This is a genomic window from Vibrio cyclitrophicus (assembly GCF_024347435.1).
GTDB classification, from domain to species: Bacteria; Pseudomonadota; Gammaproteobacteria; order Enterobacterales; family Vibrionaceae; genus Vibrio; species Vibrio cyclitrophicus.
The window spans coordinates 1,691,842-1,715,382 of record NZ_AP025481.1 but is presented as its reverse complement, the minus strand read 5'-3'; the positions used below and the strand labels follow the sequence as shown (position 1 = coordinate 1,715,382).

The following is a 23,541-nucleotide window of genomic DNA, read 5'->3' as shown; positions in this document are numbered from 1 at the left end:
TATTTCCCTATTATTTTTTTGAGTTTTCATCGAACAGGGAAATATTAAGCAATGAAAGCGTTGAAAAGTTAGTTGCTGTTCACACTGATAAATCAGCCCAAATGCCATGAAACTTTTAGAGTTATCACCAGATATAGTTATCTATTTACAATCAGGTAGATAGACGTAGAAATTCGCAATAATACAGCTTGAAATCGCTTTCATTTCATCAGTAATGGTGGCCACTATCACGAAAAAGGGTGTGGTAAAGAGACAAGAACAGGGTGCAATTTTGATTGATTTTCATATATATGAAAGCCCTCAAAATCTAAGGTAGATTTTGAGGGCTTTTGGTCTGAGTCAAATACCTAATTATCTAAGATCAAGTATTCGCTAAAGTGAATCTATGGACTCTATCCCCATATTGAACAGAGTAAATGCATAAATATCAGTAGTGAGATCGATCGCTTTACTCAACGGCATTCCGGCACCATGGCCTGCATTGACATCAATACGAATCATGACGGGCGCACTGCCTTTATGCTTATCTTGCAATTCAGCAATAAACTTATAAGAGTGCGCTGGTACTACGCGGTCGTCGTGATCTGCGGTCGTCACCAGAGTCGCTGGATAGTCTGTGCCATGTACTACATTGTGAACGGGTGAGTAACCAAGCAAGTATTCAAACATCTCTTTGTTTTGCGCTGATGTACCGTAGTCGTACGCCCAGCCTTCACCAGACGTGAAGGTGTGGTAACGCAGCATATCTAGCACCCCAACAGCAGGCAGAGCCACTTGGAAAAGCTCAGGCCTTTGTGTCATACAAGCACCCACCAGCAAACCACCGTTAGAACCGCCGCGAATCGCCAGCTTGTCGCGGCTGGTGTACTTTTCTGCGATTAAGAACTCGGCTGCGGCAATGAAGTCGTCAAACACATTCTGCTTTTGCTGCTGAGTGCCAGCTTTGTGCCACGCCTTGCCGTATTCGCCACCACCACGTAAGTTCGGCACTGCATACACACCTCCCAATTCCAACCAACTGCCCACCGTACCCGAGAAAGAAGGCGTTAGGCTCACGTTAAAGCCGCCATAGGCGTACAACATAGTTGGATTATTACCATCTAACACTAATCCCTTTTTATAAGAGATAAGCATAGGTACCTGAGTGCCATCCTTCGAGGTATAGAAGACTTGTTTAGACTCAAACTTGTCCGATTCAAACGGAGACTCAGAGCTTTGGTAGATTTCAGAGCTGCCTGATTCAACATCAAAAGAGAAAATCGTTGGCGGCGTTACATAGTTGGTAAAGGTGTAATAAAGCTGAGTTTGCTCTTTTTTTCCACCTAAGCCGCTGGTCGTTCCGAGACCTGGTAAGTGGATTTCACGAACGATGTTTCCTTGGTAATCCAACTGCTCAATCTTAGACACCACATCCACCATGTAATGTGCAAATAAGTAACCGCCACCTGCGCTGATATCTAATGGTTGTGGTTTTTCGGAAATGATATCAAGCCACTGTTTACTGCGATTATCAAAGCTCACCACCTTGCCGTTCGGCGCATCGAGATTGGTATACAGAATAAAGACTTCATCTCGATTATCTATGAGGTAAGTGTCGCTATCAACATGATCAATCAGCGTGTTCAGTGATTGTTCCTGTGAGTTTAAATCGATATAGAACAGGCGATTTCCCGACGTCGACTCTTGCCCTAGAATGATCAAATAGCGGTCGTCTTCGGTGGTGTAACCCGAAACATAGCGATGTTGCTCAGTACTATTTTCACCAAAAATCACTTTGTCGCTGGCTTGCTCGGTACCCAATTCATGAAAATACAGCTTATGTTGATCAGTACGAGCTGAAAGCTGACTACCGTCTGGTTTATCGTAGCTAGAGTAATAAAAGCCACGATTACCCAACCAAGAAATACCGGTAAATTTAGCGTCTGTGATTTCGGCTTCAAGCTGCTTTTTAGTCTCAGTATCAATCACAAAGATCTTACGCCAGTCACTACCACCCCCTGAAATGCTGTATGCCACTAGGCTGTAATCTTTAGAAAACGACACCGAACCCAGAGATGTAGTGCCATCTTCCGAGAAAGTGTTCGGATCTAGGAATACTTCCATCGGCTGACCTTCTTTCTGACGATAGAGAATACTGTGATTCTGCAAGCCATCGTTCTTATAGAAGTAGGTGTAATCTCCTCGTACAAACGGCTGCGAGCTCTTTTTATAGTCTTGCGCTTTCGCCAGCCTTTCTCGCAATTCAGCGCGATACGGAATTTGAGCAAGGTAATCGAACGTGATTTCATTTTGACTCTCCACCCATTGGGCGGTTTCATCACTTCTGTCGTCTTCTAACCAACGATACGGGTCTTCGATTATCTGGCTAAAATAGTCATCGCTGACGATCTGTTTGTTGGTGATTGGATATTGATACTCTTTTAAATAGCTCATCGTGATCCTTATTAAAAATAATGTGAAATCGTCAGGTAACGTGTTCTGATGTGTTCAATCAATAACTTAATCTTGTTCGGTGGCTGGCGCGTAAAGGGGTACACCGCATAGATACCGAGCTTCTTGCCAACTAAATCTGGAAAGATATCCACCAACTGCCCATTTCTAATATCGTGATACACCAGACAACGCGGCACGTACGCAACACCATGACCGCCCAACGCGGCTTTACGCAGTGCTGTCGCGTTATCGGTAGAAAAAGAGCCTGAAACACGCACTATGTATTTGTCGTTATCAGTAAAGCCATCTTTACTATGTAGAAATTGCCACTCACTAGCGCCCGTTGTTTGATAAGCGTATTGCAGGCAGTTGTGATCCACCAAATCTTTGGGCTGCATCGGCTTACCGTTTTTGGCGATATAAGATGGAGAAGCACACACCACCCATTGCGAATCAAGGATATGACGAGCAATTAAACTGGAATCTTCCAAATAACCGGTTCGAATGACCAAGTCGAGACCATCCTCAACCAAATCGACAAAGCGATTGTTTAGAGACATATCGACCGTTAAACCTGGGTGCATATTACAAAACTCGGCAACAGCGTCTGCAAGAATCAAATCCCCCGAGATAGTAGGCACTGACATTTTGATATGACCACTGACATTTTCACCAAAGCCTGAAACTGCGTCCATAGCCTCTTGAGCCGCCTGCTTCACATTTTTGGCGCTATGTAGCATTGCCTTACCTGCCTCGGTAAGCGTCAATTTACGCGTGGTTCGATACAATAATTGCACGCCAATCTCTTCTTCCAAACGTGCAATTCTTTTACTAACTACCGAATTTGTAAGGTTATTTTGCTCTGCAACCTTACTAAAACTGCCCAATTCTACGACCTGTGAAAACAGGATCAAATCGTCTGCTCGCATCTGATTATGCCAATTTTGGAATTAATTATTTTCATTATTTCCCTATATCAATAAAAAATAAAGGGGTAAATTCACGCCAAATTAACAAAACAATTACAAAAACAGCTTTTGCAATCACATCGATTACAAATAAAGCGACTCTAATTACAACAACTGAATCCTCGAGATTCAGATTACACCTACAAAACTAATAACGTGTTATTCACTTCAAACATGAACGTTTGAAAACAAGTACGAGGAAGTACCCATGAGTGAAACCCTACTAGCTCTATTGGCCTTTTCGCCAATAGTTGTTGCAGCGATTCTGCTGGTTGGCCTTAACTGGCCAGCAAAAAAAGCGATGCCAGTGGCATTTGCATTAACCGTTGCTATCGCCCTATTTGCTTGGGATATGTCTAGCACTCGCGTGTTAGCTTCAGTATTCCAAGGCTTCGGCATAACCGTGTCGGTTCTCTGGATTGTGTTTGGCGCCATCTTCTTATTAAACACTTTGAAACACACCGGAGCTATCACCACCATCCGTAACGGCTTTACTGACATATCAGCAGACCGTCGTGTACAAGCGATCATCATCGCTTGGTGTTTTGGTTCATTCATTGAAGGCGCATCCGGCTTCGGTACACCCGCTGCAATCGCCGCTCCATTGTTGGTTGCCATCGGCTTCCCAGCATTAGCCGCGGTACTGATGGGTATGATGATTCAATCTACGCCAGTATCATTCGGCGCGGTTGGTACACCTATCATTGTTGGCGTAAACAAAGGTTTGGATACGCACAACATTGGTGAAAGCCTGATTGCAAATGGTTCAACATGGGACGCTTATCTACAGCAAATTACGTCAAGTGTAGCGATCATCCACGCCTGCGTTGGTGTGATGATTCCTGTATTGATGGCGATGATGCTGACTCGCTTCTTCGGTAAGAACAAGAGCTGGACTGAAGGTCTTGATATCCTACCGTTCGCACTGTTCGCAGGTGCCGCTTTCACCATTCCTTACGCATTAACAGGTGTTTTCCTTGGCGCTGAATTCCCATCACTAATTGGTGGTTTGGTTGGCCTTGCAATTGTTGTAACGGCAGCAAAACGTGGCTTCCTAGTACCTAAATCAAAATGGGATTTTGAAAGCGAAGATAAATGGCCAGCAGAATGGCTAGGTTCTTTGAAGATCGATTTAGACGACAACAAAGATCATAAAAAGATGAGCATGGCGATGGCATGGGCACCTTACGTGCTGCTCGCTGTCACTCTAGTTGCTAGCCGTGTGAGCCCTGAGTTCAAAGGCCTACTTAAGAGCGTTAGCCTTTCATTCAGCAACATCCTTGGCGAAACAGGCGTAAGTACAGCGATTCAGCCTCTGTATCTACCTGGCGGTATCTTGGTATTCGTGGCACTGGTTGCTGTTCTAATGCAATCACGCAGCACAACTCCACTGGCTAAAGCCTTTGGTGAATCGAGCAAGACTCTTATAGGCGCTGGGTTTGTGTTGGTGTTCACCATCCCAATGGTTCGTATCTTCATTAACTCTGGCGTGAACGGCGCTGATTTAGCCAGTATGCCGGTAACAACTGCAAACTTTGCAGCAGACCTAGTCGGCGGCGCATTCCCAGCGTTAAGCGCCACGGTCGGTGCGTTAGGTGCTTTCATTGCGGGTTCTAACACCGTTTCAAACATGATGTTTAGCCAGTTCCAATTAGAAGTAGCACAAACTCTGTCTATCTCTAGTGCTGTGGTTGTTGCTCTGCAAGCCGTTGGTGCAGCAGCAGGTAACATGATTGCGATTCACAACGTGGTAGCCGCATCGGCGACCGTAGGCTTGTTAGGACGCGAAGGCGCAACACTACGTAAGACTATCATCCCAACGTTCTACTACTTAGTAATGACAGGAATCATCGGCCTAGTGGTTATCTACGGCTTCAAAATGACAGACGCACTTATGTAAACCATAAGTCGTTACAAAAGCACTTGGCGTTAATACTCAATTCCCCGACTGCAACACCGTCTAATAAGACAGTTGATGAGTTTCGGAATGGATACTAAAACACATCAACACCCTCGGGTATTAACGCCACTTTATTAAGAATAACAAGCAGCCCAAGCCAAGCTCTCACAGAAGGGCAACATCCCAAGAATTTAGGACTGAAATTATGATCATATCCGCATCGACTGATTACCGCGCCGCAGCAAAAGCAAAATTACCACCGTTTCTTTTTCACTACATTGACGGCGGTTCTTACGGAGAACATACCCTACGCCGCAACACGGCCGATCTTGCAGAGATCGCGCTCAAGCAGCGTGTACTTAATGACATGTCGGACCTAAATTTAGAAACCGAATTGTTCGGCGAAAAGCTGGCGATGCCGATTGCATTAGCTCCGGTTGGCCTAACGGGTATGTACGCACGACGTGGCGAAGTCCAAGCAGCAAAAGCAGCCGACAACAAGGGCATCCCTTTTACGATGTCGACCGTATCGGTATGCCCAATCGAAGAAGTCGCACCTAAGATTGAACGCCCAATGTGGTTCCAGCTTTACGTGTTAAAAGATCGCGGCTTCATGAAGAACGTATTGGAACGTGCAAAAGCGGCTGGCGTGACAACACTGGTCTTTACGGTAGACATGCCTGTACCCGGCGCTCGCTACCGTGACATGCACTCAGGAATGAGTGGCCCAAATGCAGCAATACGCCGCGTATTTCAATCTATGCGTCATCTTAGCTGGGCCGTTGATGTTGGCCTGTTAGGTAAACCGCATGACCTTGGCAATATCTCTACTTACCGCGGCTCTCCAACCAAACTGGAAGACTACATCGGTTGGTTGGGTGACAACTTCGACCCGTCGATTTCATGGAAAGACCTAGAGTGGATCCGTGACTTCTGGGACGGCCCGATGGTCATCAAAGGCATTCTTGATGAAGAAGATGCAAAAGACGCCGTGAGATTTGGCGCAGACGGTATCGTAGTTTCAAACCACGGTGGTCGTCAGCTTGATGGCGTTCTATCAAGTGCTAAAGCATTACCTGCAATTGCAGATGCAGTAAAAGGCGACACTAAGATTCTGGTCGATTCTGGTATTCGTACTGGCTTAGATGTAGTTCGTATGATGGCGATGGGCGCAGACTGCACCCTACTTGGCCGTTCTTTCGTCTACGCATTAGCAGCACAAGGACAAGCAGGCGTTGAGAACCTACTTGATCTGTACGACAAAGAGATGCGCGTAGCCATGACACTGACGGGCGCAAAGACAATCAAAGACTTAACCCGTGAATCATTGGTAGGGCTAGATTAAGCCGCCACGATTCTGATTTAGATTCAAACTAATGCTTTGGTCTACTTCGACTGAAGTTCAATCGGTGTCACAGCAATTCCACTGCCGTTGTGACACCGTTTAAAAACAAATCAGTGCCAAATAAGAAGCACAAGGAAGCAAAGATGGAGACAAACACATCTCATGAGCGAGTAATAGACGCACAAGCTTATCAGCAGCTTGAAGCGATACTGGCTCAAAAAATAGAAACGGAACGCATTGTCACGCAAGAGGCAAAGCGCTTGGCTTACGGCACCGATGCGAGTTTTTATCGCTTGGTGCCGAAAATGGTTCTAAGGCTCAAAAACTTAGACGAAGTCATATTCACCATTCAAAGCTGTCGCGAGCTGGGCATTCATTTTACCTTTCGCGCCGCGGGCACTAGCCTTTCAGGGCAAGCCGTTTCAGACTCGGTACTCATCACTCTAACCGACGACTGGCGAGGCCACGAGATTGTCGATAACGGCAATCAGATCATTCTTCAGCCCGGTGTGATTGGCGCAGATGCCAACAAATACCTTGCCCCTTTCCAACGTAAAATCGGCCCAGATCCAGCTTCAATCAATACTTGTAAAATCGGTGGTATAGCGGCGAATAACGCCAGTGGCATGTGTTGTGGTACTGCGCAAAACTCTTATCGCACCGTCGAGAGCATGAAAATCGTATTGAGTGATGGTTCCCTACTTGATACAGCAGATAACGCCAGCGTCGAGGCGTTCAAGCAATCACACAAAGCGCTATTTGAAGGTATTGTTGATTTACACAGACAGACTAGCTCGAATCAAGAACTGGCAGACAGAATCCGCCACAAGTACCGCCTCAAAAATACCACTGGCTACGCGCTTAATGCATTGGTCGATTACCACGACCCAATTGAGATCATCAAACACCTGATGATTGGCTCAGAAGGCACGCTAGGCTTCATCGCAGAGATCACCTACAACACGGTTATCGAACACCCAAACAAAGCTTCGGCCCTGTTGGTGTTTGCCGACATCGAACAAGCAAGTAAAGCCGTTACTACGCTATCAAAAACACCCGTTGCTGCCGTTGAATTGATGGATGGCAGAGCACTGCGTTCAGTGGCTGATAAACCGGGTATGCCTGCATTTATGCCAAGCTTGGATCTAGAAGCCGCGGCTATTTTGGTTGAATCACACGCCAGCTCCCAGCAGGACTTAGATTTACAATGTAAATCAATTTTGGACGCATTGACTGAATACACGATTGTTGAATCGGTGCCTTTCACTTCCGATCCAAAGACAGTCGCGACTCTGTGGGGCATTCGAAAAGGCATGTTCCCAGCAGTTGGCGCAGTGCGTGAAGTCGGTACGACCGTTATCATTGAAGACGTGGCTTTCCCTGTCGAAAACCTCGCTAATGGTATTCGAGAGCTGCAAGAGTTGTTCGACAAATACGACTACAGCGAAGCGATCATTTTTGGTCACGCCCTCGAAGGCAACCTGCACTTTGTGTTTACCCAAGGCTTCGATAGCCAAGAAGAGATCGACCGTTACGGCGGATTCATGGATGACGTTGCCGAGCTAGTCGCTGTGAAATACCAAGGCTCTTTGAAAGCGGAACACGGTACGGGCCGTAACATGGCACCTTATGTAGAATTGGAATGGGGCAAAGATGGCTATGCCTTAATGCAACAGATCAAAGCACTGTTCGATCCAGAAAGGCTACTCAACCCCGGCGTTATCATCAACGACAATCCAAATTCCCACATCACAGACCTAAAGCCGATGCCTGCAGCTGATGACCTTGTCGACCGCTGTATCGAATGTGGATTCTGTGAGCCTGTGTGTCCGTCTCGTACGCTGACTCTATCACCTCGCCAACGTATTGTTTTATATCGCGAGCTACAACGCCGTCGTGCGGCAGGAGAAGAGATAGAAGCAAGCGAGCTAGAGAAGACGTTTGAATACCAAGGTATTGATACCTGCGCCGCAACAGGCCTGTGTGCCGAGCGTTGCCCTGTAGGCATCAACACTGGCGATTTAGTGAAGAAGCTTCGTATCGCTAAATATGAAAAGTTCACTCCAATTGCTAAGTGGACAGCAGATCACTTCTCGACCACCACCAAGCTGACCAAGGCTGGCCTCAAAACCAACCAAGTGGCGAGCAAAGTACTAGGCGCAAATACCGTCGGCAAGCTAACCAACGGCCTACGCTCAATGACTAAAGGCGCGACACCCGTTTGGATGCCTGAGATGCCGCAATCCAATAGCCACTCGCTAGTCTCATCACCAGTGACGGCAGAATCCTCAAGCAATCATAAGAAGGTGGTCTACCTCCCTTCCTGTGCGAGTCGCACCATGGGACAGCAGAGTGATGCGGGCGACCAACGCCCTCTTACTGAAGTGACCATGTCTTTGCTTAACAAAGCCGGATTTGAGGTTATTCTTCCGAAGAAGCTCGATGACCAATGTTGTGGTATGCCTTATGACAGCAAAGGCATGACCGACTTAGCTCAATCGAAGGCTCAGCAGTTGGAAGAAGTGCTATGGCAAGCCAGTCGTCAAGGTGAATACCCAGTACTAATGGACACCAGCCCGTGTGCCAAACGCAGTATTGAGCAATTCACCAAGCCACTAGAGGTGCTAGAGCCGACAGGGTTTGTGAACAAATATTTGCTTGAACATCTAACATTTGAGCCACTTAAAGAGACAGTGATGCTGCATGTCACTTGTAGCTCTCGCCGAATGGGTTTAGAAGGTGCAATGTTAAACCTTGCTAAAGCCTGTACCGAAGAAGTGATTGTTCCAGAGCATATTCAATGTTGTGGTTGGGCGGGTGATAAAGGCTTTACCACACCAGAGCTGAATGAGGCGGCAGTACATCCACTCAAAGAACAAGTGCCGAGCAACTGCACTCGCGGATTCAGCAACAGCCGAACCTGTGAGATTGGTTTATCACATCACAGTGGCATTCCGTATCAATCAATCTTGTACTTGGTTGACGAAGTGGCGCAATAGCTTCGCGCTTACTCCGAGCGATGCGCTCTAGCTTAAAACAAAAAATGGCAGCCCAATCAGGCTGCCATTTCTTTATTCGTTTGATAAAACGTTATTTAGCTAGTTGTTACGAGCTGACAGTTAGAGAGATAAGCTCATCAACTCCTCTGGTGAGTAGTGTTCTGCTTCTGCACCTTTGGCGATTAAGTCGATCACTTTGAATTCGATCATGTCACCAAACTCTTTAGTTAAGTAGTCACGAAACGCTTTCTCGTTCGGCCATTTACCTCTTACGATATAGCCATCTTCTTTGTCAAAGTCTTCCGTTTCAAAGAAGGAAAAATCGGTCATACCAATATTGTGGCAATACAAAACGAGATACATGTTGAATCCTTTACACTTAACTAGGGTCTGTTTAACTTTCGAGCAGCGCTAAAAGCGCTTCCAAAAAGCAGGCCTAAGATTACAACATAAATACTAAATCGAATACCCAATCCAATCACCCGTCGAAAACTTAAGCAACCGACTCTTTTCGTTAATCATCAAACATCATATTAATGGCCACACCTAATAAAATCAGCCCAACAATTGGGCCCATTACTGCTAATGGTGCGCGCTCAATGTATTGCAGGTTCTCTGCAATCATCAAACCCCACTCAGGTTCAGGTGGTTTGGCCCCTAACCCGATGAAGCTCAGCGAGGTCAGGCTCAGTGTTATCACCGGCAGCCTCAACATCGCGTGTCTTAGCAACGGTGGCAATACGTAAGGCAACAGATAAAAACGGAAGATTCTCAGCTTGCTCGTGCCCCACAGCGGCGCGAGATGAGTATAAGGCTGAGCCTTTGCTTCCACTATCAAGCTTGAGCAATGAGCCGCCAATGGCGCCCAAGATACCAATACTATCGCGATTAATGCGCTGTTCGGATTCATACCCGTTAAGCCCGCAACTAGCAACCCTGCAATGATGTAAGGGATACCCTTAGTTATCTCGATAAGACCTTGGCTAAAGCGGGTATTGAAACCCATGATAATGCCTGTCACCAAACTCAAAAACGTCGCCAACATACCGGCTTGGAAGGTCGAAACCATACCTGAACCGATTCTCGCTAACAGATCTCGACCAATGCCATCCGCACCCAATGGAGCTTGCCAACTTGGATCCGCTAAGCGAGCAAATTGACTGGTATATGGGTCACGAAATGCTGCCCAAACTACGATAGTAATTAGGAACGAGAAGATCGCAAAAGCAGTAACACGTTTAGCTCGGCTCTGCGTAAAACGAAACGAAGAGTGACTACTGATGAGCTTACCGCTTTTCAGGCTGTGACCAAGAATCAACTGCTGAACAAACAAGCTCATGCTGCTCACGGCAATCGAAAACAGCAGCAATACTAATAAGCCGCCTTGCAGCATAGGTAGATCTTGCGCCTTAGCAGCACCAAGAATCATGCGTCCGATACCCGGAATCGAGAAGATAAGCTCAACCGCGACCGCACCACCCGTTAAGCCAATAACGATCATTGCAATTTGTGGGATCAGGCTGCTTAGCGCTCTTTTCATCGCAAAGCGAATAATTTGGTTGGAGTGAACGTTGGCACTGAGCCAAGTGATCACCCAAGGTTCATTTAAAACGCGTTGTAAACTGTCTCTGAGTAGGCGACTAAACAAGCCACTGGCAGGTAGGGCGAGCGCTAAACTTGGTAGCCAAATATCTTGCCAACTTTGCCAACCATACGGCGGCAGCCAACCTAACCAGATAGAGAACACCAGTATCAATACCGAGGCAACAACGTACTCTGGTAAGGATATTAATACGGTGCTTAAACTGCTGTAACTCTGCCCTAGTTTGCCCTTCTTCCAACTGCGCAAGGTAGCCAGTAAGCCTGCACCGCACAGTACGAAAGTCATCACCAATGCGCTAGACATCAGAAACAAAGACGTAGACGCTGTCTTTTGAATGCCTAATGCAACCGAAGATCCATCGATCCATGACTTACCTAAGTCACCCGAAAAGGCACTTCCTACCCAGTCGATCAGGCGCTCGCTTGCCGAACGGTCAAGCTGAAGATCAGCACGTACCGCCGCTAAAGCTTCAGGCGTAAGCAGGTGTTGTTGCCCCGCTCTCGCACGCAGGATGGATTGACTTGGGTCGATGCCTGCAATGTCAGGCATCAAGCCAACAAGAATCACCACCACGATCAGTGAGGCGATTCTTGATAGCCAAGGCGTCAAGATAAATAAGGTTCGACGCAGAGTTTCAGCAGATAGCATTTATTTAGTTAACCTGTGTTGCCGCGTTAACTTGTGTCGTTTGATCAACCAAGCGACGTTCACTTGGGTCACGAACTACATTGCTTACACGCTCGCTCTCACCTTGAATCACACGTTCGTGAAGCAGTGGAATAGCAGCGAAGTCGTTCAGGATTTTTTGCTCAGCTTCGATGATCGCTTGCTGACGCAGTGCACCTAGTGGTTGCAGATCAGCGTAAGTCAGTGCTTGGTCTACTTCTTGAGAACAGAATTGACCAAGGTTGAATGAACCCTTACAGCCAAAGTCACTCATCATGTAAGCCACTGGGTCACCAGAATCTAGAACGGTTGCACGAGAAAGGATGAACGCATCGAACTTGCCTGACAGTGCATCGTTTTCAATCTGAGCGTATTCACGAATATCCAGCTCAACTTTGAAACCAGCCGCTTCAAGTTGCTGTTTAAGCAGCGCTGCCACTTCTGGAAGCTCAGCTCGGTCGGTAAAGGTACCGATAACAATGCTTTCACCGTTTGCTTTTAGCGTTTTGTCGATTGCTTGGCCTTCAGGTCGGATCGGCTCAGCCCAAGCAAGTGCAGGACCTAGAAGACCTTGCGCGATGTCCGCATGGTTTTCATAAACGGTATTCACGATTTGCTCACGGTCTACCGCAGCAGCCGCTACTTTACGTAATTCAATATCGCTAAATACACCTGACTTATTGTTCAGGTAAAGCGTGTTAGTACGAGGCATTGCAACTTCGTAAAGCAGGTTCGAATCAATGGTCGCGATCTGTGAAACTGGCACAGCTTCAACAATGTCAGCCGTACCCGTTCTTAGAGCCGCAGCACGAGCGAAGCCGTTAGGAACGTATTCTGCAATTACAGATTCAACTTGCGCTTTTTCACCCCAGTAACCATCGAAACGTTTTAGTTTCGCGCTAGTTGTACCGTTAATTTCAGTCAATTCAAACGGACCAGTACCTGCACCAATAGGGCTAACACGACCATCTTCTTGGTACGCGCTTGCTGCTAGGATAGCTAATTGAGGGCTTGATAAACGGCTTGGTAGAAGAGGGTCATCAAAGCTGGTTTTGATCTCTACGCGGTAGTTGTCCATCGCTTTCACTTCTAGCTCTACACCATCTAGGATGCGTGGCTTAGGTGCCGCTTCTAGCGCTTTCTGTAGTGAGTTCACAATAGACTCTGCTGTTAATGTAGAACCATCGTGGAATTTAACACCTTGGCGAACCGTGAATTGCCAAGTCAGTGGATCAACATGTTTCCAATCCGTTGCCAGCATTGGTTCAGCTTCTGAAGTTGGGCTCAAGTTCACTAGCGTTTCAGCCGTGCTCCAACGCGATAGTTTGAACGCGTCATCAGAAAGTGGCGATAGACCTGTTCTTGGTGGCTGCATCATCGCAACACGAATTTCAGATTTGACCGCCGCATCGCTCGACTCTGGTTGAGAGTCAAAACAGCCCGTCAAAGGCAAAGCCAGCGCTAGAGCGCAAGCCAGTTTGATTGAATTAAAACGCATAGTTATTTTTCTCTGTAAGCTGTGCTTCGTTAATAAACTGTATTTTGTTAATAAACTGTATTTTGTTAATAAGCTGTATTTCGTAATAAATAAGGTTGTATTAACAAGTAGATTTCGAAAGAGGCTGAGATTGAATCAGCAACTGAGTCGCGGGATGAGCAGGTACGCTCATCACTTGAGGTGTCGGTCCATGCTCCACCATCTCGCCATGGTCAAGAACCAGAATTTCTTCACAAAGCGCCTTTGCTGCGCCTAAATCGTGTGTCACCAAAACGATGCGCATATCGCGCTTCTTTTTCAATGAATTGAGTAAATCTAACAGCCTTTGACGGTTCACCGGGTCAAGGCTGGCGGTCGGTTCATCGGCTACCAACACTGCGGGTCTAACGACAAGCGCCCGAGCAATGGCCACACGTTGAGCTTGGCCTGTAGAAAGCTGATTAGGTTTCAGTGATAACAAAGTGGCAGGTAAGCCCACATCCAACAGCGTCTCTTCAATAATGCTTTCATGGTTGCCAGAAACATCTAAGTTGCTTAGCGGCTCGGCTAAGATCTGTCGAACGGTATAGTAAGGATTAAGGCTGGTGTGTGGCTCTTGAGGCACCAATTGAATCAAGCGACACACTGCGGCTTGCGCTTTGCTATTACGAATCGGCAGCAAATGACCAAACAAACTGATTTGGCCAACAGTCGGCTCTTTAAGGCCAAACAGCAGTTCAATCAGCGTTGATTTACCGGCACCAGAACGTCCAACAATAGCTAGGCTTTTGTCTTCAACATCGAGGTCGATGTTCTGTAGTGCTTTGAACGCCTTACCACCCAACCAACTTGGTATTGAGTAGTAATGCACACCGACATTCTCGAACTTAATCTCAATCGGTGTTTGTGTTTCTGAATCTATCACTGGCATTAACGGCGAGACTTCTGAATTTAATGATAAGGTCGAGCTCATGCGATTAGGTCTCTCAATGAACAGCAGAAAGCGTGAGAGCTTGATTCAAGCGCGTGTTTTGGTGCGCCATAAGCCACCACTCCGCCATCATCGATCACCAATAACTTGTCACACGCGAGCGCGCTGTGCAGGTCATGAGTGATAAGCAGGCCACCAATTTGTCGCTGTTTAACATTGTCGCGAATCAGCTTGAGTATCTCTTGCTCTGTCACCGGATCTAACGCACTGGTTGGTTCATCTGCAATGATGATATCGGCGTTACTCAGCAACCCAATCGCAATGCACACTCGTTGACGTTGCCCTCCAGAGATTTGACTCGGGTATAACGGCAAGATGGTTTCTGGGTTAGGGAAACCGAGTTGTACTAGCAATTCGGTGAGCTTGGTTTTGTCTTGCGATTTAAGCTTAGTGCGAGTGCCTGTCAATGCCAAACTGAGTTGGCCTTCAATGGAAACGAGAGGGTTCAATGCTTGAAGGGCGTCTTGGAAGATAACCGCAGGTCGTTGTGCTGCGGTTCTTTGCAGCATAGGCAAACCACATACCGCTTCACCAGACAGAGAAATATGACCTTCAACCTCAACCGTTTCCGGCAGAAAACCTGCAATCGCGCGTGAAAGCATCGACTTACCAATGCCTGATGGACCCATGATCGCCAACAGATCACCTCGATATACATCGAAATGAATATCTTGAAAAAGTGTTCTCGAAGAGGTTTTGATCGTTAATCGGTCAACAGACAAAAGTGGGGCGTTCACGCAAGTACTCATAAGTAGATGTTATAACATAACAACTCTATCATTAAGCCTGTATGATGAAAAGTGAACATTGAACCGGATCGCAAAAAATTGCCTGTGAAACCATCTATGGTCACAATCCGTTAGGTACAAAAAAGCGCCTAACTACAAGAAACAGTCAGGCGCTTTCGTAATGATTCTATATGACCTCAGCTTTGTGGTCGCTGTTATTACTTATGTCATTGGAAGGCATTTCCGCTTAACTTGAGCGATGAACGGATACAAGAAGGCAATACGCCCAAGATAGAACAAAGTAAACGCCAACCACAGACCATGATTGCCCCACAAATCGACCGAAAACGCCTGTACAGCCAAGAATACCGTCAAGGTAGCGATGCTAGAGTCTCGAACCGGACGTGTGGTTCCTGTTCCAGTAAAGATGCCGTAAACCGTTAAACCAAAGCCTGCCACCAGCGGGAATACAATCAGCCACGGAGCCATCTCTTGATACAAGGCAACCAGCGCTGGAATATCGGTAAACAAGAAAACAATCACGTCTTTAAACATCAAGGTCAACAACGTTAACGCAGCAATGAAACCTGCCGTCCATTGAAAATTGAGTCTTAATACACGATCCAACATCGAAGCATTTTTCTGACCAACCGCTTTACCCGCAAACACACTTGATGCATTAGCAATGCCATCAAACATGTAACTAACAATAAAGGTCACCTGCATCAGAATCGCGTTAGCGGCCAGAACATCAGTACCCAGTTTGGAACCAGTACGCGCCATCATATTGAAAAATACCAAGATACAGATCGTGCGTAACAGTAGGTCAGTATTTGATGAGATGATTGTCGAAAGGTCTTTCTTGGTCATCTTCGAGCCTTGCAGGAACTCAGAGATCGAGATGTTGCTGGTCTTCATCACCAGCGTCATACCAATCACAAAGGTGGTGATTTGTGCAATCAAACTTGCGTATGCCACACCGGCGACACCCAAGTCGAAATAAAGCACGAACACCGCATCTAAAACAATGTTCAACACGTTACCAAACACTTGTGTGTAAAGGACTTCTTTGGCTTTCGCCTGCCCCATTAACCAACCAATAATGGTGTAGTTAAGCAGAACAAAAGGTGCGCCATAAATCAAAACACTGAAGTAGATATGCGCATGCTCGGCCACATTGGCTTCAGGCTCTATCACCCACATTGCGCCTTGCCAGATGAGCGGTTGTATCAAGATAAAGATCAAACCCACCAAACCAGACAGCACAAACGGACGCATCAAGCTACCCGCTAAATCAGAGCGACTGCCCTTACCCAATGCCATCGCACTTTGCCCGGTCGTACTGACACGGAAAAAGCCAAATAACCAATACATGGTGTTCATAATGATGGTGCCAATCGCCACACCACCGATCAGTTCAGCGATACCAAGCTGACCAATCACGGCGGTATCCACCGCGCCAAGCAGAGGCTGAGTCACCGTTGAGATGATGAAAGGGAAAGCGATTTTTAGATAATCTTTGTGGGTAATGGTCATATTCTAGCGAGTGATATTAAGAACTATTTGCAATTAGAACGGGATGCTATCGTTTAATCCGTACGTTGTCATCATTTACTGGGGTAAAGTATCAACAAAGCACCTTTATCTTAGTTCACCTGCATAGAATCGTTAGCTGCCATTGGTTGTGCTAATTTTTCTCAACAAAAGAGCAAAGTCTGGTTCAAGAAAACAGCACAACCATCGATTAAGTGAATTTACGCTAGCGAGCCAAATAGGTAGCTTTAGGTCGGTTAGTAGAAGCTCACCGGAAGATAAAAATCGAGTTCAAACACTTCATCACTGTTGAGAAAATGATTCTGATGATAATGCACATACGCAGGAGTAGAGCGCTGTTTAAAGCCAGACGTAGGTAGCCACTTTTCTAACACCATACTAATCTGTGGTAGCAGTTCACCATAGCGGCCATTAAGTCGAAAAACGGCATGCAAACCACCTGGAATCACCATCTGATTCACAACACTGCGATACTTAATCGGTTCATCGATCGTAATACATGCCACATAACGACACTGATCCATTTCGACCCAGGCAGGGTTAGAGTGATGCAAGCCGAACTGACTCGAAAAATCACGCTGTTCAGAGTTCGCCCACGCTTTCAGTATCAACCAAGCATTGCGAATAGAGCGGTTGTAGCCCATATGTCGAACGTAGGCAGCCATGCGCTCAGGCACTTCAACGATCTTCGGTTCAGGTAACACTCTCTGCGCCACATTCAAATAGCCCGCCGCCACTTCAGGATCTTTCAGATAGGGTTTTTCAGCTATTTGTAAGTCGTGTTTACGCCATTCACCCGGCGACATATTAAAAGTCGCCTTAAATGCTCGACTGAACGAAGACACCGAACTAAAGCCACACTTGTTGGCAATTTCTACCACTGACGACGTGGTATCAAACATCAATTGATTAGCCGCATACTCCATTCGGGTACGTCGAATGTATTGGTGCAGCGACTCCCCCACAACACTTTTGAAAGTACGATGAAAATGCTGTTCGGAATAAGCTGCGATCTCAGAGAGCGCTTTGGCCGACAAAGGCTGACTGATGTCTTGGTGAATATAGAACAGAACATCATTGATTCTAGATATGTGTTGTCGCGACATCGTTTAAATAGCATAAATGGACATGTTTATAAGCATAAATGGACACGCTGTTTTTTACAATTGCCGTGTAATATCAAACCATAAAATAAAAACGAAAATGACGAGACACTACAAATGGAAATCGCACAATCACTGCAACAAATTCAGTCTTCTTACATCCGAGAAATTCTCGCAGCCGCAAGCGATCCAAATGTCATTTCATTGGCCGGTGGTTTGCCAGATGAGAAAACGTTCCCTATTGATTTAATGAAGCCAACGTTAGAAGACCTAGCGAACATGCCGGAAGTTTTCCAATATGGGTCGACTGCTGGTTATGGCCCTTTGCTTGAGCACCTAACGCAAAGCTACCAATTGCCAGAGTCACACACGGCAATGATTTGTACTGGCTCTCAGCAAGGTTTGGATTTGATTGCGCGTGCGTATGTCGACCCAGGTGATGTGGTTGTGATGGAAGCGCCAAGCTACTTAGGTGCGATGCAGGTGTTTGGCCTCGTTCAAGCAAAAATTGCGACCGTGTCTCAAACAGAATTTGGCCCGAACCTAGACGAACTGGAAACGTGCTTTGCACAGCAATCACCCAAGATGTTCTATGCTGTGCCTGATTTCCATAACCCAACAGGGGTGTGCTGGGCAACAGAAACTCGTCAAAAAGTAGCTGAGCTGTGTATCAAATACAACGTGGCATTCATTGAAGATGCACCATACCGTGAGCTACGTTTCACAGGTACAGAACTGCCGTTAGTTTCTTCGCTCTGCCCTGACAACTCTATCGTTCTTCGTTCATTCTCTAAAATTGCATCGCCAGGTTTACGTATTGGTGCGGTAACAGGTAAGCGCAGCTACCTTGAGCCACTGATCAAAGTGAAACAAGGCGCTGACTTACACTCAAGTGTACCTATGCAAGCGCTGCTTGTCGGTCTTCTGAAACATGAAGACTTCAACGTACATATGGAAAACATTCGCACACTGTACAAGTCTCGTTATGAAGTGTTATTTTCAGAACTAGAAAAAAAACTGCCTGCAGATTGCGTGTTAAAAGCCGTAGATGGCGGGATGTTCATTTGGGTTGAAATCCCAGACTGCGACACCTTCGAACTGGCTAAAACTCTACTCTCTAATGGTGTGGCGGTTGTACCAAGCCCAGTATTCTATCCAAAGGCTGACGAAGCAAAAGCTGCACTTCGCTTGAACTTCACCAATGCCAACCCAGAAGAATTAACCGAAGCGGTGAAACGCTTAGCGGAAGTACTTAACCAATCATGATCTTGATTGTACAGACAGCTTGGATTATTGATTGATAAGCTTATTACGGTTCAAGCAATAACGATTCAGCCAGTGTTAATTCTCAACTCAGAGACTTAACACTGGCTGATTTCGTATAGGAATAAGGACCCAAGATGATTAGAATTGAAAAATTAGCCGACAGACATATCGAGGCAATAAAATCGATTCAACTAGCTCCAGAACAAGTTAAGTTTGCAGGTACAGCTAAAGAGTTTTTAGCAGAAGCTAGCGATACTACCCACCTACATGTCATCAGATTAGACAATGACATCGTCGGCTTTTTCAAAATCGACACGGATTACGCATCTAACTATGACTTTTGCCCGAACACCGCCATCGGCCTAAGAACTTTTGTCATAGACCAAAGCCAACAAGGAAAAGGGATTGGTACACGCGCTGTGCGAGCATTAGTACTGTACATCGCCATACACTACAGCGGCTACCACTCTATTTATCTTACCGTAAACTGTAAGAATCCAGCGGCCAAGGTTTGTTATCAGAAAGGTGGGTTCCAAGATTCGGAAGTACTCTATCTTGGAGGGGCTGCTGGTCCTCAATATGTTATGTTTAATCACATTCGTTAGGCAAAATGGAAAAATCAAATGGAAGTGACCGTTGGCAACAGCCCAGATCTCATACGTAAGGCGCAATTCATTCGCAATCAAGTATTTGTTGTAGAGCAAGCTATCCCTGAAGTTTTAGACCTCGATGGCCTAGATCCAATATCGCATCACGTCTTAGTCACCGATGCTGAAAATCTGGTAGCAACCGCTCGCTTATATATTGATGACTGCGGACACGCCATTATGGCTCGTGTTGCCGTCTTGCAATCGTATCGAGGTTTAGGTATTGCTTCTAAAATGGTAGCCGCACTTCTAGAACATGCGACTCAACAGGGTGCCAAAGTCATTGAAATTCACGCCCATCAATACTTAAAGAATTACTACGAAAAATTTGGCTTTGAGTTTATCCGTGAAGTAGAAATCGTTGGAGAACACCAACTCATAGAAATGAGGTACTACATAAATTCAAAGCGTAACGTTCAATGAACCTCAAATACCTCAAGCCAATTAAATAAACATCCTTTCAACACCTGCAAACCCACACAATAAACAATGCTAAATAGCCCTACATTTGGTTGGTTTTTGTCCTACACCGCCTTAGTTATACTGCGCCTGATTTTAATAAGCCTACCGCTGTAGACTGAGAACGACACAACGTCGCTCTATCGACATTTATGGCAAATAACAGGTAAACGCTCTGGATTTACGTTCCAGCTCGCAGAAAGGAAAAACCATGTCTCAATATGTTGTATGTGCTCTGTATAAATTCGTTGCACTTGATGATTACCAAGAAATTCGCCAGCCACTAACTGAAGTGCTAGAAGCCAACAAAATCCGCGGTACTTTGCTACTTGCGAGTGAAGGCATCAACGGTACTGTTGCAGGTAAACGCGAATCTATCGATGCACTTCTTCAATGGTTTAAGCAAGACACTCGCTTAGCGGACGTTGTTTATAAAGAATCATTCAACGAAGAACAGCCATTCAACCGTACCAAGGTGAAACTCAAGAAAGAGATCGTAACCATGGGCGTTGAAGGTATCGACCCTCGCCATGTTGTCGGTACTTACGTTAAGCCAAACGAATGGAACGACCTCATCTCTGATCCAGATATAATCTTGGTTGATACTCGTAACGACTACGAAGTCGATATCGGTACATTCAAAAATGCTGTAAACCCAAACACAGAAACCTTCCGTGAATTCCCTCAATACGTGGCAGATAACCTCGACCCTAAGAAACACAAAAAAGTCGCGATGTTCTGTACGGGTGGTATTCGTTGTGAAAAATCAACAGCCTACATGAAAGAGCAAGGTTTTGATGAGGTATACCACCTTGAAGGCGGCATTCTGAAGTACTTAGAAGAAGTGCCAGAAGAAGAGAGCATGTGGGAAGGCGACTGCTACGTATTTGATGGTCGTGTTGCGGTAAACCACCAGCTAGAGAAGAGCGGTTACGACGTGTGTAACGCTTGTCGCCTGCCAATCACAGATGAAGACAAAGCGTCTGAGCACTTTGAGAAAGGCGTAAGCTGCCCTAAATGTATTGATAAGCACAGCGACGAGCAGAAAGCCCGTTTCCGCGAACGTGAAAAGCAAGTTCAACTTTCTAACGCCCGTGGCGAAACCCACGTAGGTGGCGAAGCCGCTCATCTTATTGAGCAGCGTAAGAAAGAAAAGCTGGCGCTCAAAGAACAGCAACGTTCTGGCAAGCAAGCGAAGTAAGCCTCATACGATAGGCCTAAAGTTATAAACGTATAACGATAGATATTAAAAAGGGCACAAATTCGCGGACCATTCCACGAGTTTGAGCCCTTTTCTGATCGCTTTACTGCTTTGTGTTTTGAACCACATTTCTTTCGATAAATTGCTTCTATACTGTTAGTAATACGACTAGAGAGGAAGTGCCAATGCTCAATGAAAACCATGCCTTTATCTTAGATTTCCCAGATCTTAAATTAGACATTGTTCAGCTCAACCACGACGACGAAAAATTCAAAGCAGACATGCAGAAATACCACCAACTCGACTACGACATCCGCCAACTAGAAATTTCTGGCAGCCCAATCGATGACGACAGCATGCACAACCTCAAAGTAGAACGCATGGCATTAAAAGACTCGCTACATAAGCAACTTACTCGACATCACGCGCTTAAGATCGTTTAAATCACAACGTTCTTACTGCCCGATTTTAAGCCATGCATTACGCATGGCTTTTCGTTTTTAGGTAAAGAAATCATGACCATCATCTGCAATAAGGCCATGAAAGAACAACGTAACCAAGTCACTCTGTCGAGCTTTAGAAGTAGCACCCTCGCCATCAGTTTTTATCAGGCGCTTGGCTACCAAGTCATAGACGATAGCTATGATTATTTCATGGGGCTAGTTCTTCACCTAAACCGTGAGCCTTAAATCTGATACTGCTTTTGCAAGATTATGAAGACGAACTGACGAGATAAAAAAGCACACTAGCTAAAAGCTCTCGCTATTCGTCCCTTACTGCTCACCACATAATGGCCAATGTAAGCAGGAATAAACACTGACTCACCTTTAGTTAACGTTAAGCTCACACCTTGTTCGTTGGTAAGAGTCAGATCGTTATCTATTGCCATGAGTATTTCAGCACTCCCTGTTGTTATTGCTTCATTTTCAGGACATTGAATGATATTGAAATTGAAGTCACTGACAGGGATCTCGTAGCTATCGCATCGTCCAACCTTAGAGGGCGCCAATATCAAATTGTTAAACGATATTGGTTCGAATCGTGTGCACTTAACCAATTCTGGTACATCGATATGTTTTGACGTTAAGCCAGCACGTAACACATTGTCGGAGTTCGCCATGACCTCTAACCCCGTTCCTTTCAGATAGGCATGCGGTGTATTGGCCTTCAAATACATAGCTTCGCCAGGCTTCAATGTGATCAAATTTAAAAGCAAGACTGAAAAAAGGCCTACGTCATTAGGGTACTGCTCGTTGAGCTCGACAATTAAGGAAAATTCAGCTTGGTCTTGATGAGCACGAGCGTAGGCCAACAGCTCACCCAATGCGTTAGATTTCTTCTGATCATTCAATGTTAATAGCGCACAGAAAAATGCTTCTAAACCTTGAGGAGTGAGGTTGCTGCTAAAGTCTTCTACCAAGCTTGTGATCTCGAAAGATCTCAATTGCTTGAACAACGCCATGATCTCTTCATATTCTCGAAAGCCATTCATCGCTTGATATTCAGTGATCGCGTAAACCAATTCAGGTTTGTGGTTCGAGTCTTTGTAATTGCGATTCCCTGCTGTTAAAGGGATTCCAGCTTGCTCTTCCTTAGAATAACCTTCTTCAGCTTGCTTTTTACTCGGGTGAACCTGAATGGACAAGGCCTTATCTGCCGCTAATATTTTGAGCAGAAACGGTAATTCGCCAAACTCTTTTGCTATATCTGCAGACAAATATGCCGATCTATCTTTATTAATCAGGTCAGATAAAGACAACGGATTTTGGTCAAACATCACCATTGAACACCCTTTTGGGTGAGCGCCCATCCAAACTTCCGCTTGCGGTTGTTGTGACTCATTCTTAAAACCGAACAGTTCACGTATCGAAGAAATACTTCCCCATGCATAGTTTTGAATGGTGTTTACCATAGGGAAGAATGAGGGTTCTGAGAGATGGCTGAGTGACATGATGCTTTCCGTAGTGAGCCCCTTGAACACAATTCAAAAGAGCAGATTCTAATAACGTAAGATAATTAGAAAGACTACAGAGTACGGCTAGAACCCACATGAGATGGGGTCTTAGACGCAATAGGAAAAATTCTTAGAAACAAATGAGACAAATGAAAAACGTGAAAAGAGTCACATTTGAATACTACGTATAAAATTCTAAAGATTAGATAGCTACACAATAACCAGAGGGCCAATAGCAGCTATCTTA

At 45.7% G+C, this 23,541-nt stretch carries 18 protein-coding genes and 1 pseudogene; 9 read left to right on the top strand and 10 right to left on the bottom strand.

Annotated features, from left to right (window positions below; all coding sequences use genetic code 11):
- Nucleotides 1–372 precede the first annotated feature (372 nt).
- Nucleotides 373–2,433, bottom strand: coding sequence for a prolyl oligopeptidase family serine peptidase (locus OCW38_RS22360; RefSeq protein WP_261896171.1), 2,061 nt, complete (start codon nt 2,431–2,433; stop codon nt 373–375).
- An 11-nt stretch (nt 2,434–2,444) separates the two neighbouring features.
- Entirely contained in the window at nt 2,445–3,362 is a 918-nt protein-coding gene (locus OCW38_RS22355) for a LysR family transcriptional regulator (RefSeq protein ID WP_016766934.1), read from the bottom strand.
- Between the two features lie 247 nt (nt 3,363–3,609).
- Between OCW38_RS22355 and OCW38_RS22350 the strand changes: the two genes are divergently transcribed.
- The 3 genes from OCW38_RS22350 to OCW38_RS22340 all read left to right on the top strand — a co-directional run bounded on the left by OCW38_RS22350 (nt 3,610) and on the right by OCW38_RS22340 (nt 9,645).
- The gene (locus OCW38_RS22350) at nt 3,610–5,301 is read left to right on the top strand and encodes an L-lactate permease (RefSeq protein WP_016792731.1); all 1,692 of its coding nucleotides are present in this window, start codon (nt 3,610–3,612) and stop codon (nt 5,299–5,301) included.
- Nucleotides 5,302–5,506: 205 nt separating this feature from the next.
- A complete protein-coding gene (gene lldD / locus OCW38_RS22345; protein WP_016766932.1) occupies nt 5,507–6,646 on the top strand; it encodes an FMN-dependent L-lactate dehydrogenase LldD in 1,140 nt (379 codons plus the stop codon).
- A 143-nt stretch (nt 6,647–6,789) separates the two neighbouring features.
- Nucleotides 6,790–9,645 (top strand): FAD-binding and (Fe-S)-binding domain-containing protein, encoded by a 2,856-nt coding sequence (locus OCW38_RS22340; RefSeq protein WP_016766931.1) that lies wholly within the window; start codon nt 6,790–6,792, stop codon nt 9,643–9,645.
- 120 nt (nt 9,646–9,765) lie between these two features.
- Here OCW38_RS22340 and OCW38_RS22335 read toward each other — a convergent pair whose 3' ends face one another.
- The 7 genes from OCW38_RS22335 to OCW38_RS22305 form a co-directional block, all read right to left on the bottom strand.
- Complete coding sequence (locus OCW38_RS22335) at nt 9,766–10,008, bottom strand: hypothetical protein (protein ID WP_010432606.1); 243 nt, start codon at nt 10,006–10,008, stop codon at nt 9,766–9,768.
- 151 nt (nt 10,009–10,159) lie between these two features.
- Nucleotides 10,160–11,896 (bottom strand): ABC transporter permease subunit, encoded by a 1,737-nt coding sequence (locus OCW38_RS22330; RefSeq protein WP_261896167.1) that lies wholly within the window; start codon nt 11,894–11,896, stop codon nt 10,160–10,162.
- 4 nt (nt 11,897–11,900) lie between these two features.
- The gene (locus OCW38_RS22325; protein WP_016766929.1) at nt 11,901–13,412 is read right to left on the bottom strand and encodes an ABC transporter substrate-binding protein; all 1,512 of its coding nucleotides are present in this window, start codon (nt 13,410–13,412) and stop codon (nt 11,901–11,903) included.
- Between the two features lie 100 nt (nt 13,413–13,512).
- The gene (locus tag OCW38_RS22320) at nt 13,513–14,364 is read right to left on the bottom strand and encodes an ABC transporter ATP-binding protein (RefSeq protein ID WP_016766928.1); all 852 of its coding nucleotides are present in this window, start codon (nt 14,362–14,364) and stop codon (nt 13,513–13,515) included.
- A complete protein-coding gene (locus OCW38_RS22315) occupies nt 14,361–15,119 on the bottom strand; it encodes an ATP-binding cassette domain-containing protein (protein WP_016766927.1) in 759 nt (252 codons plus the stop codon). Before OCW38_RS22315 ends, OCW38_RS22320 begins: the two co-directional genes overlap by 4 nt.
- A gap of 213 nt (nt 15,120–15,332) precedes the next feature.
- The gene (locus OCW38_RS22310; RefSeq protein WP_016766926.1) at nt 15,333–16,646 is read right to left on the bottom strand and encodes an MATE family efflux transporter; all 1,314 of its coding nucleotides are present in this window, start codon (nt 16,644–16,646) and stop codon (nt 15,333–15,335) included.
- Nucleotides 16,647–16,900: 254 nt separating this feature from the next.
- Nucleotides 16,901–17,770 (bottom strand): AraC family transcriptional regulator, encoded by an 870-nt coding sequence (locus OCW38_RS22305; RefSeq protein ID WP_016766925.1) that lies wholly within the window; start codon nt 17,768–17,770, stop codon nt 16,901–16,903.
- A 114-nt stretch (nt 17,771–17,884) separates the two neighbouring features.
- Here OCW38_RS22305 and OCW38_RS22300 point away from each other — a divergent pair, with 114 nt between their 5' ends.
- The 6 genes and pseudogenes from OCW38_RS22300 to OCW38_RS22275 all read left to right on the top strand — a co-directional run.
- Nucleotides 17,885–19,033 (top strand): aminotransferase-like domain-containing protein, encoded by a 1,149-nt coding sequence (locus OCW38_RS22300; protein ID WP_261896163.1) that lies wholly within the window; start codon nt 17,885–17,887, stop codon nt 19,031–19,033.
- A 134-nt stretch (nt 19,034–19,167) separates the two neighbouring features.
- The gene (locus tag OCW38_RS22295) at nt 19,168–19,638 is read left to right on the top strand and encodes a GNAT family N-acetyltransferase (protein ID WP_016766923.1); all 471 of its coding nucleotides are present in this window, start codon (nt 19,168–19,170) and stop codon (nt 19,636–19,638) included.
- Nucleotides 19,639–19,656: 18 nt separating this feature from the next.
- A complete protein-coding gene (locus OCW38_RS22290; RefSeq protein WP_016766922.1) occupies nt 19,657–20,103 on the top strand; it encodes a GNAT family N-acetyltransferase in 447 nt (148 codons plus the stop codon).
- Between the two features lie 247 nt (nt 20,104–20,350).
- Nucleotides 20,351–21,340, top strand: a complete 990-nt coding sequence (gene trhO / locus OCW38_RS22285; RefSeq protein WP_016766921.1) for an oxygen-dependent tRNA uridine(34) hydroxylase TrhO — start codon at nt 20,351–20,353, stop codon at nt 21,338–21,340.
- A gap of 185 nt (nt 21,341–21,525) precedes the next feature.
- Nucleotides 21,526–21,783 (top strand): YdcH family protein, encoded by a 258-nt coding sequence (locus tag OCW38_RS22280; RefSeq protein ID WP_010432560.1) that lies wholly within the window; start codon nt 21,526–21,528, stop codon nt 21,781–21,783.
- 57 nt (nt 21,784–21,840) lie between these two features.
- A pseudogene (locus tag OCW38_RS22275) lies at nt 21,841–22,029 on the top strand (GNAT family N-acetyltransferase); the annotation flags it as partial.
- Nucleotides 22,030–22,085: 56 nt separating this feature from the next.
- Here OCW38_RS22275 and manA read toward each other — a convergent pair.
- Entirely contained in the window at nt 22,086–23,291 is a 1,206-nt protein-coding gene (manA, locus tag OCW38_RS22270; protein ID WP_010432557.1) for a mannose-6-phosphate isomerase, class I, read from the bottom strand.
- Between the last annotated feature and the right edge of the window lie 250 nt (nt 23,292–23,541).

Excerpts from the sequence above, each read along its gene's own strand:
- OCW38_RS22360 (WP_261896171.1), bottom strand. The coding sequence starts at position 2,433 with ATGAGCTATTTAAAAGAGTATCAATATCCAATCACCAACAAACAGATC.
- OCW38_RS22355 (WP_016766934.1), bottom strand. The coding sequence starts at position 3,362 with ATGCGAGCAGACGATTTGATCCTGTTTTCACAGGTCGTAGAATTGGGC.
- OCW38_RS22350 (WP_016792731.1), top strand. The coding sequence starts at position 3,610 with ATGAGTGAAACCCTACTAGCTCTATTGGCCTTTTCGCCAATAGTTGTT.
- lldD (WP_016766932.1), top strand. The coding sequence starts at position 5,507 with ATGATCATATCCGCATCGACTGATTACCGCGCCGCAGCAAAAGCAAAA.
- OCW38_RS22340 (WP_016766931.1), top strand. The coding sequence starts at position 6,790 with ATGGAGACAAACACATCTCATGAGCGAGTAATAGACGCACAAGCTTAT.
- OCW38_RS22335 (WP_010432606.1), bottom strand. The coding sequence starts at position 10,008 with ATGTATCTCGTTTTGTATTGCCACAATATTGGTATGACCGATTTTTCC.
- OCW38_RS22330 (WP_261896167.1), bottom strand. The coding sequence starts at position 11,896 with ATGCTATCTGCTGAAACTCTGCGTCGAACCTTATTTATCTTGACGCCT.
- OCW38_RS22325 (WP_016766929.1), bottom strand. The coding sequence starts at position 13,412 with ATGCGTTTTAATTCAATCAAACTGGCTTGCGCTCTAGCGCTGGCTTTG.
- OCW38_RS22320 (WP_016766928.1), bottom strand. The coding sequence starts at position 14,364 with ATGAGCTCGACCTTATCATTAAATTCAGAAGTCTCGCCGTTAATGCCA.
- OCW38_RS22310 (WP_016766926.1), bottom strand. The coding sequence starts at position 16,646 with ATGACCATTACCCACAAAGATTATCTAAAAATCGCTTTCCCTTTCATC.
- OCW38_RS22305 (WP_016766925.1), bottom strand. The coding sequence starts at position 17,770 with ATGTCGCGACAACACATATCTAGAATCAATGATGTTCTGTTCTATATT.
- OCW38_RS22300 (WP_261896163.1), top strand. The coding sequence starts at position 17,885 with ATGGAAATCGCACAATCACTGCAACAAATTCAGTCTTCTTACATCCGA.
- OCW38_RS22295 (WP_016766923.1), top strand. The coding sequence starts at position 19,168 with ATGATTAGAATTGAAAAATTAGCCGACAGACATATCGAGGCAATAAAA.
- OCW38_RS22290 (WP_016766922.1), top strand. The coding sequence starts at position 19,657 with ATGGAAGTGACCGTTGGCAACAGCCCAGATCTCATACGTAAGGCGCAA.
- trhO (WP_016766921.1), top strand. The coding sequence starts at position 20,351 with ATGTCTCAATATGTTGTATGTGCTCTGTATAAATTCGTTGCACTTGAT.
- OCW38_RS22280 (WP_010432560.1), top strand. The coding sequence starts at position 21,526 with ATGCTCAATGAAAACCATGCCTTTATCTTAGATTTCCCAGATCTTAAA.
- manA (WP_010432557.1), bottom strand. The coding sequence starts at position 23,291 with ATGTCACTCAGCCATCTCTCAGAACCCTCATTCTTCCCTATGGTAAAC.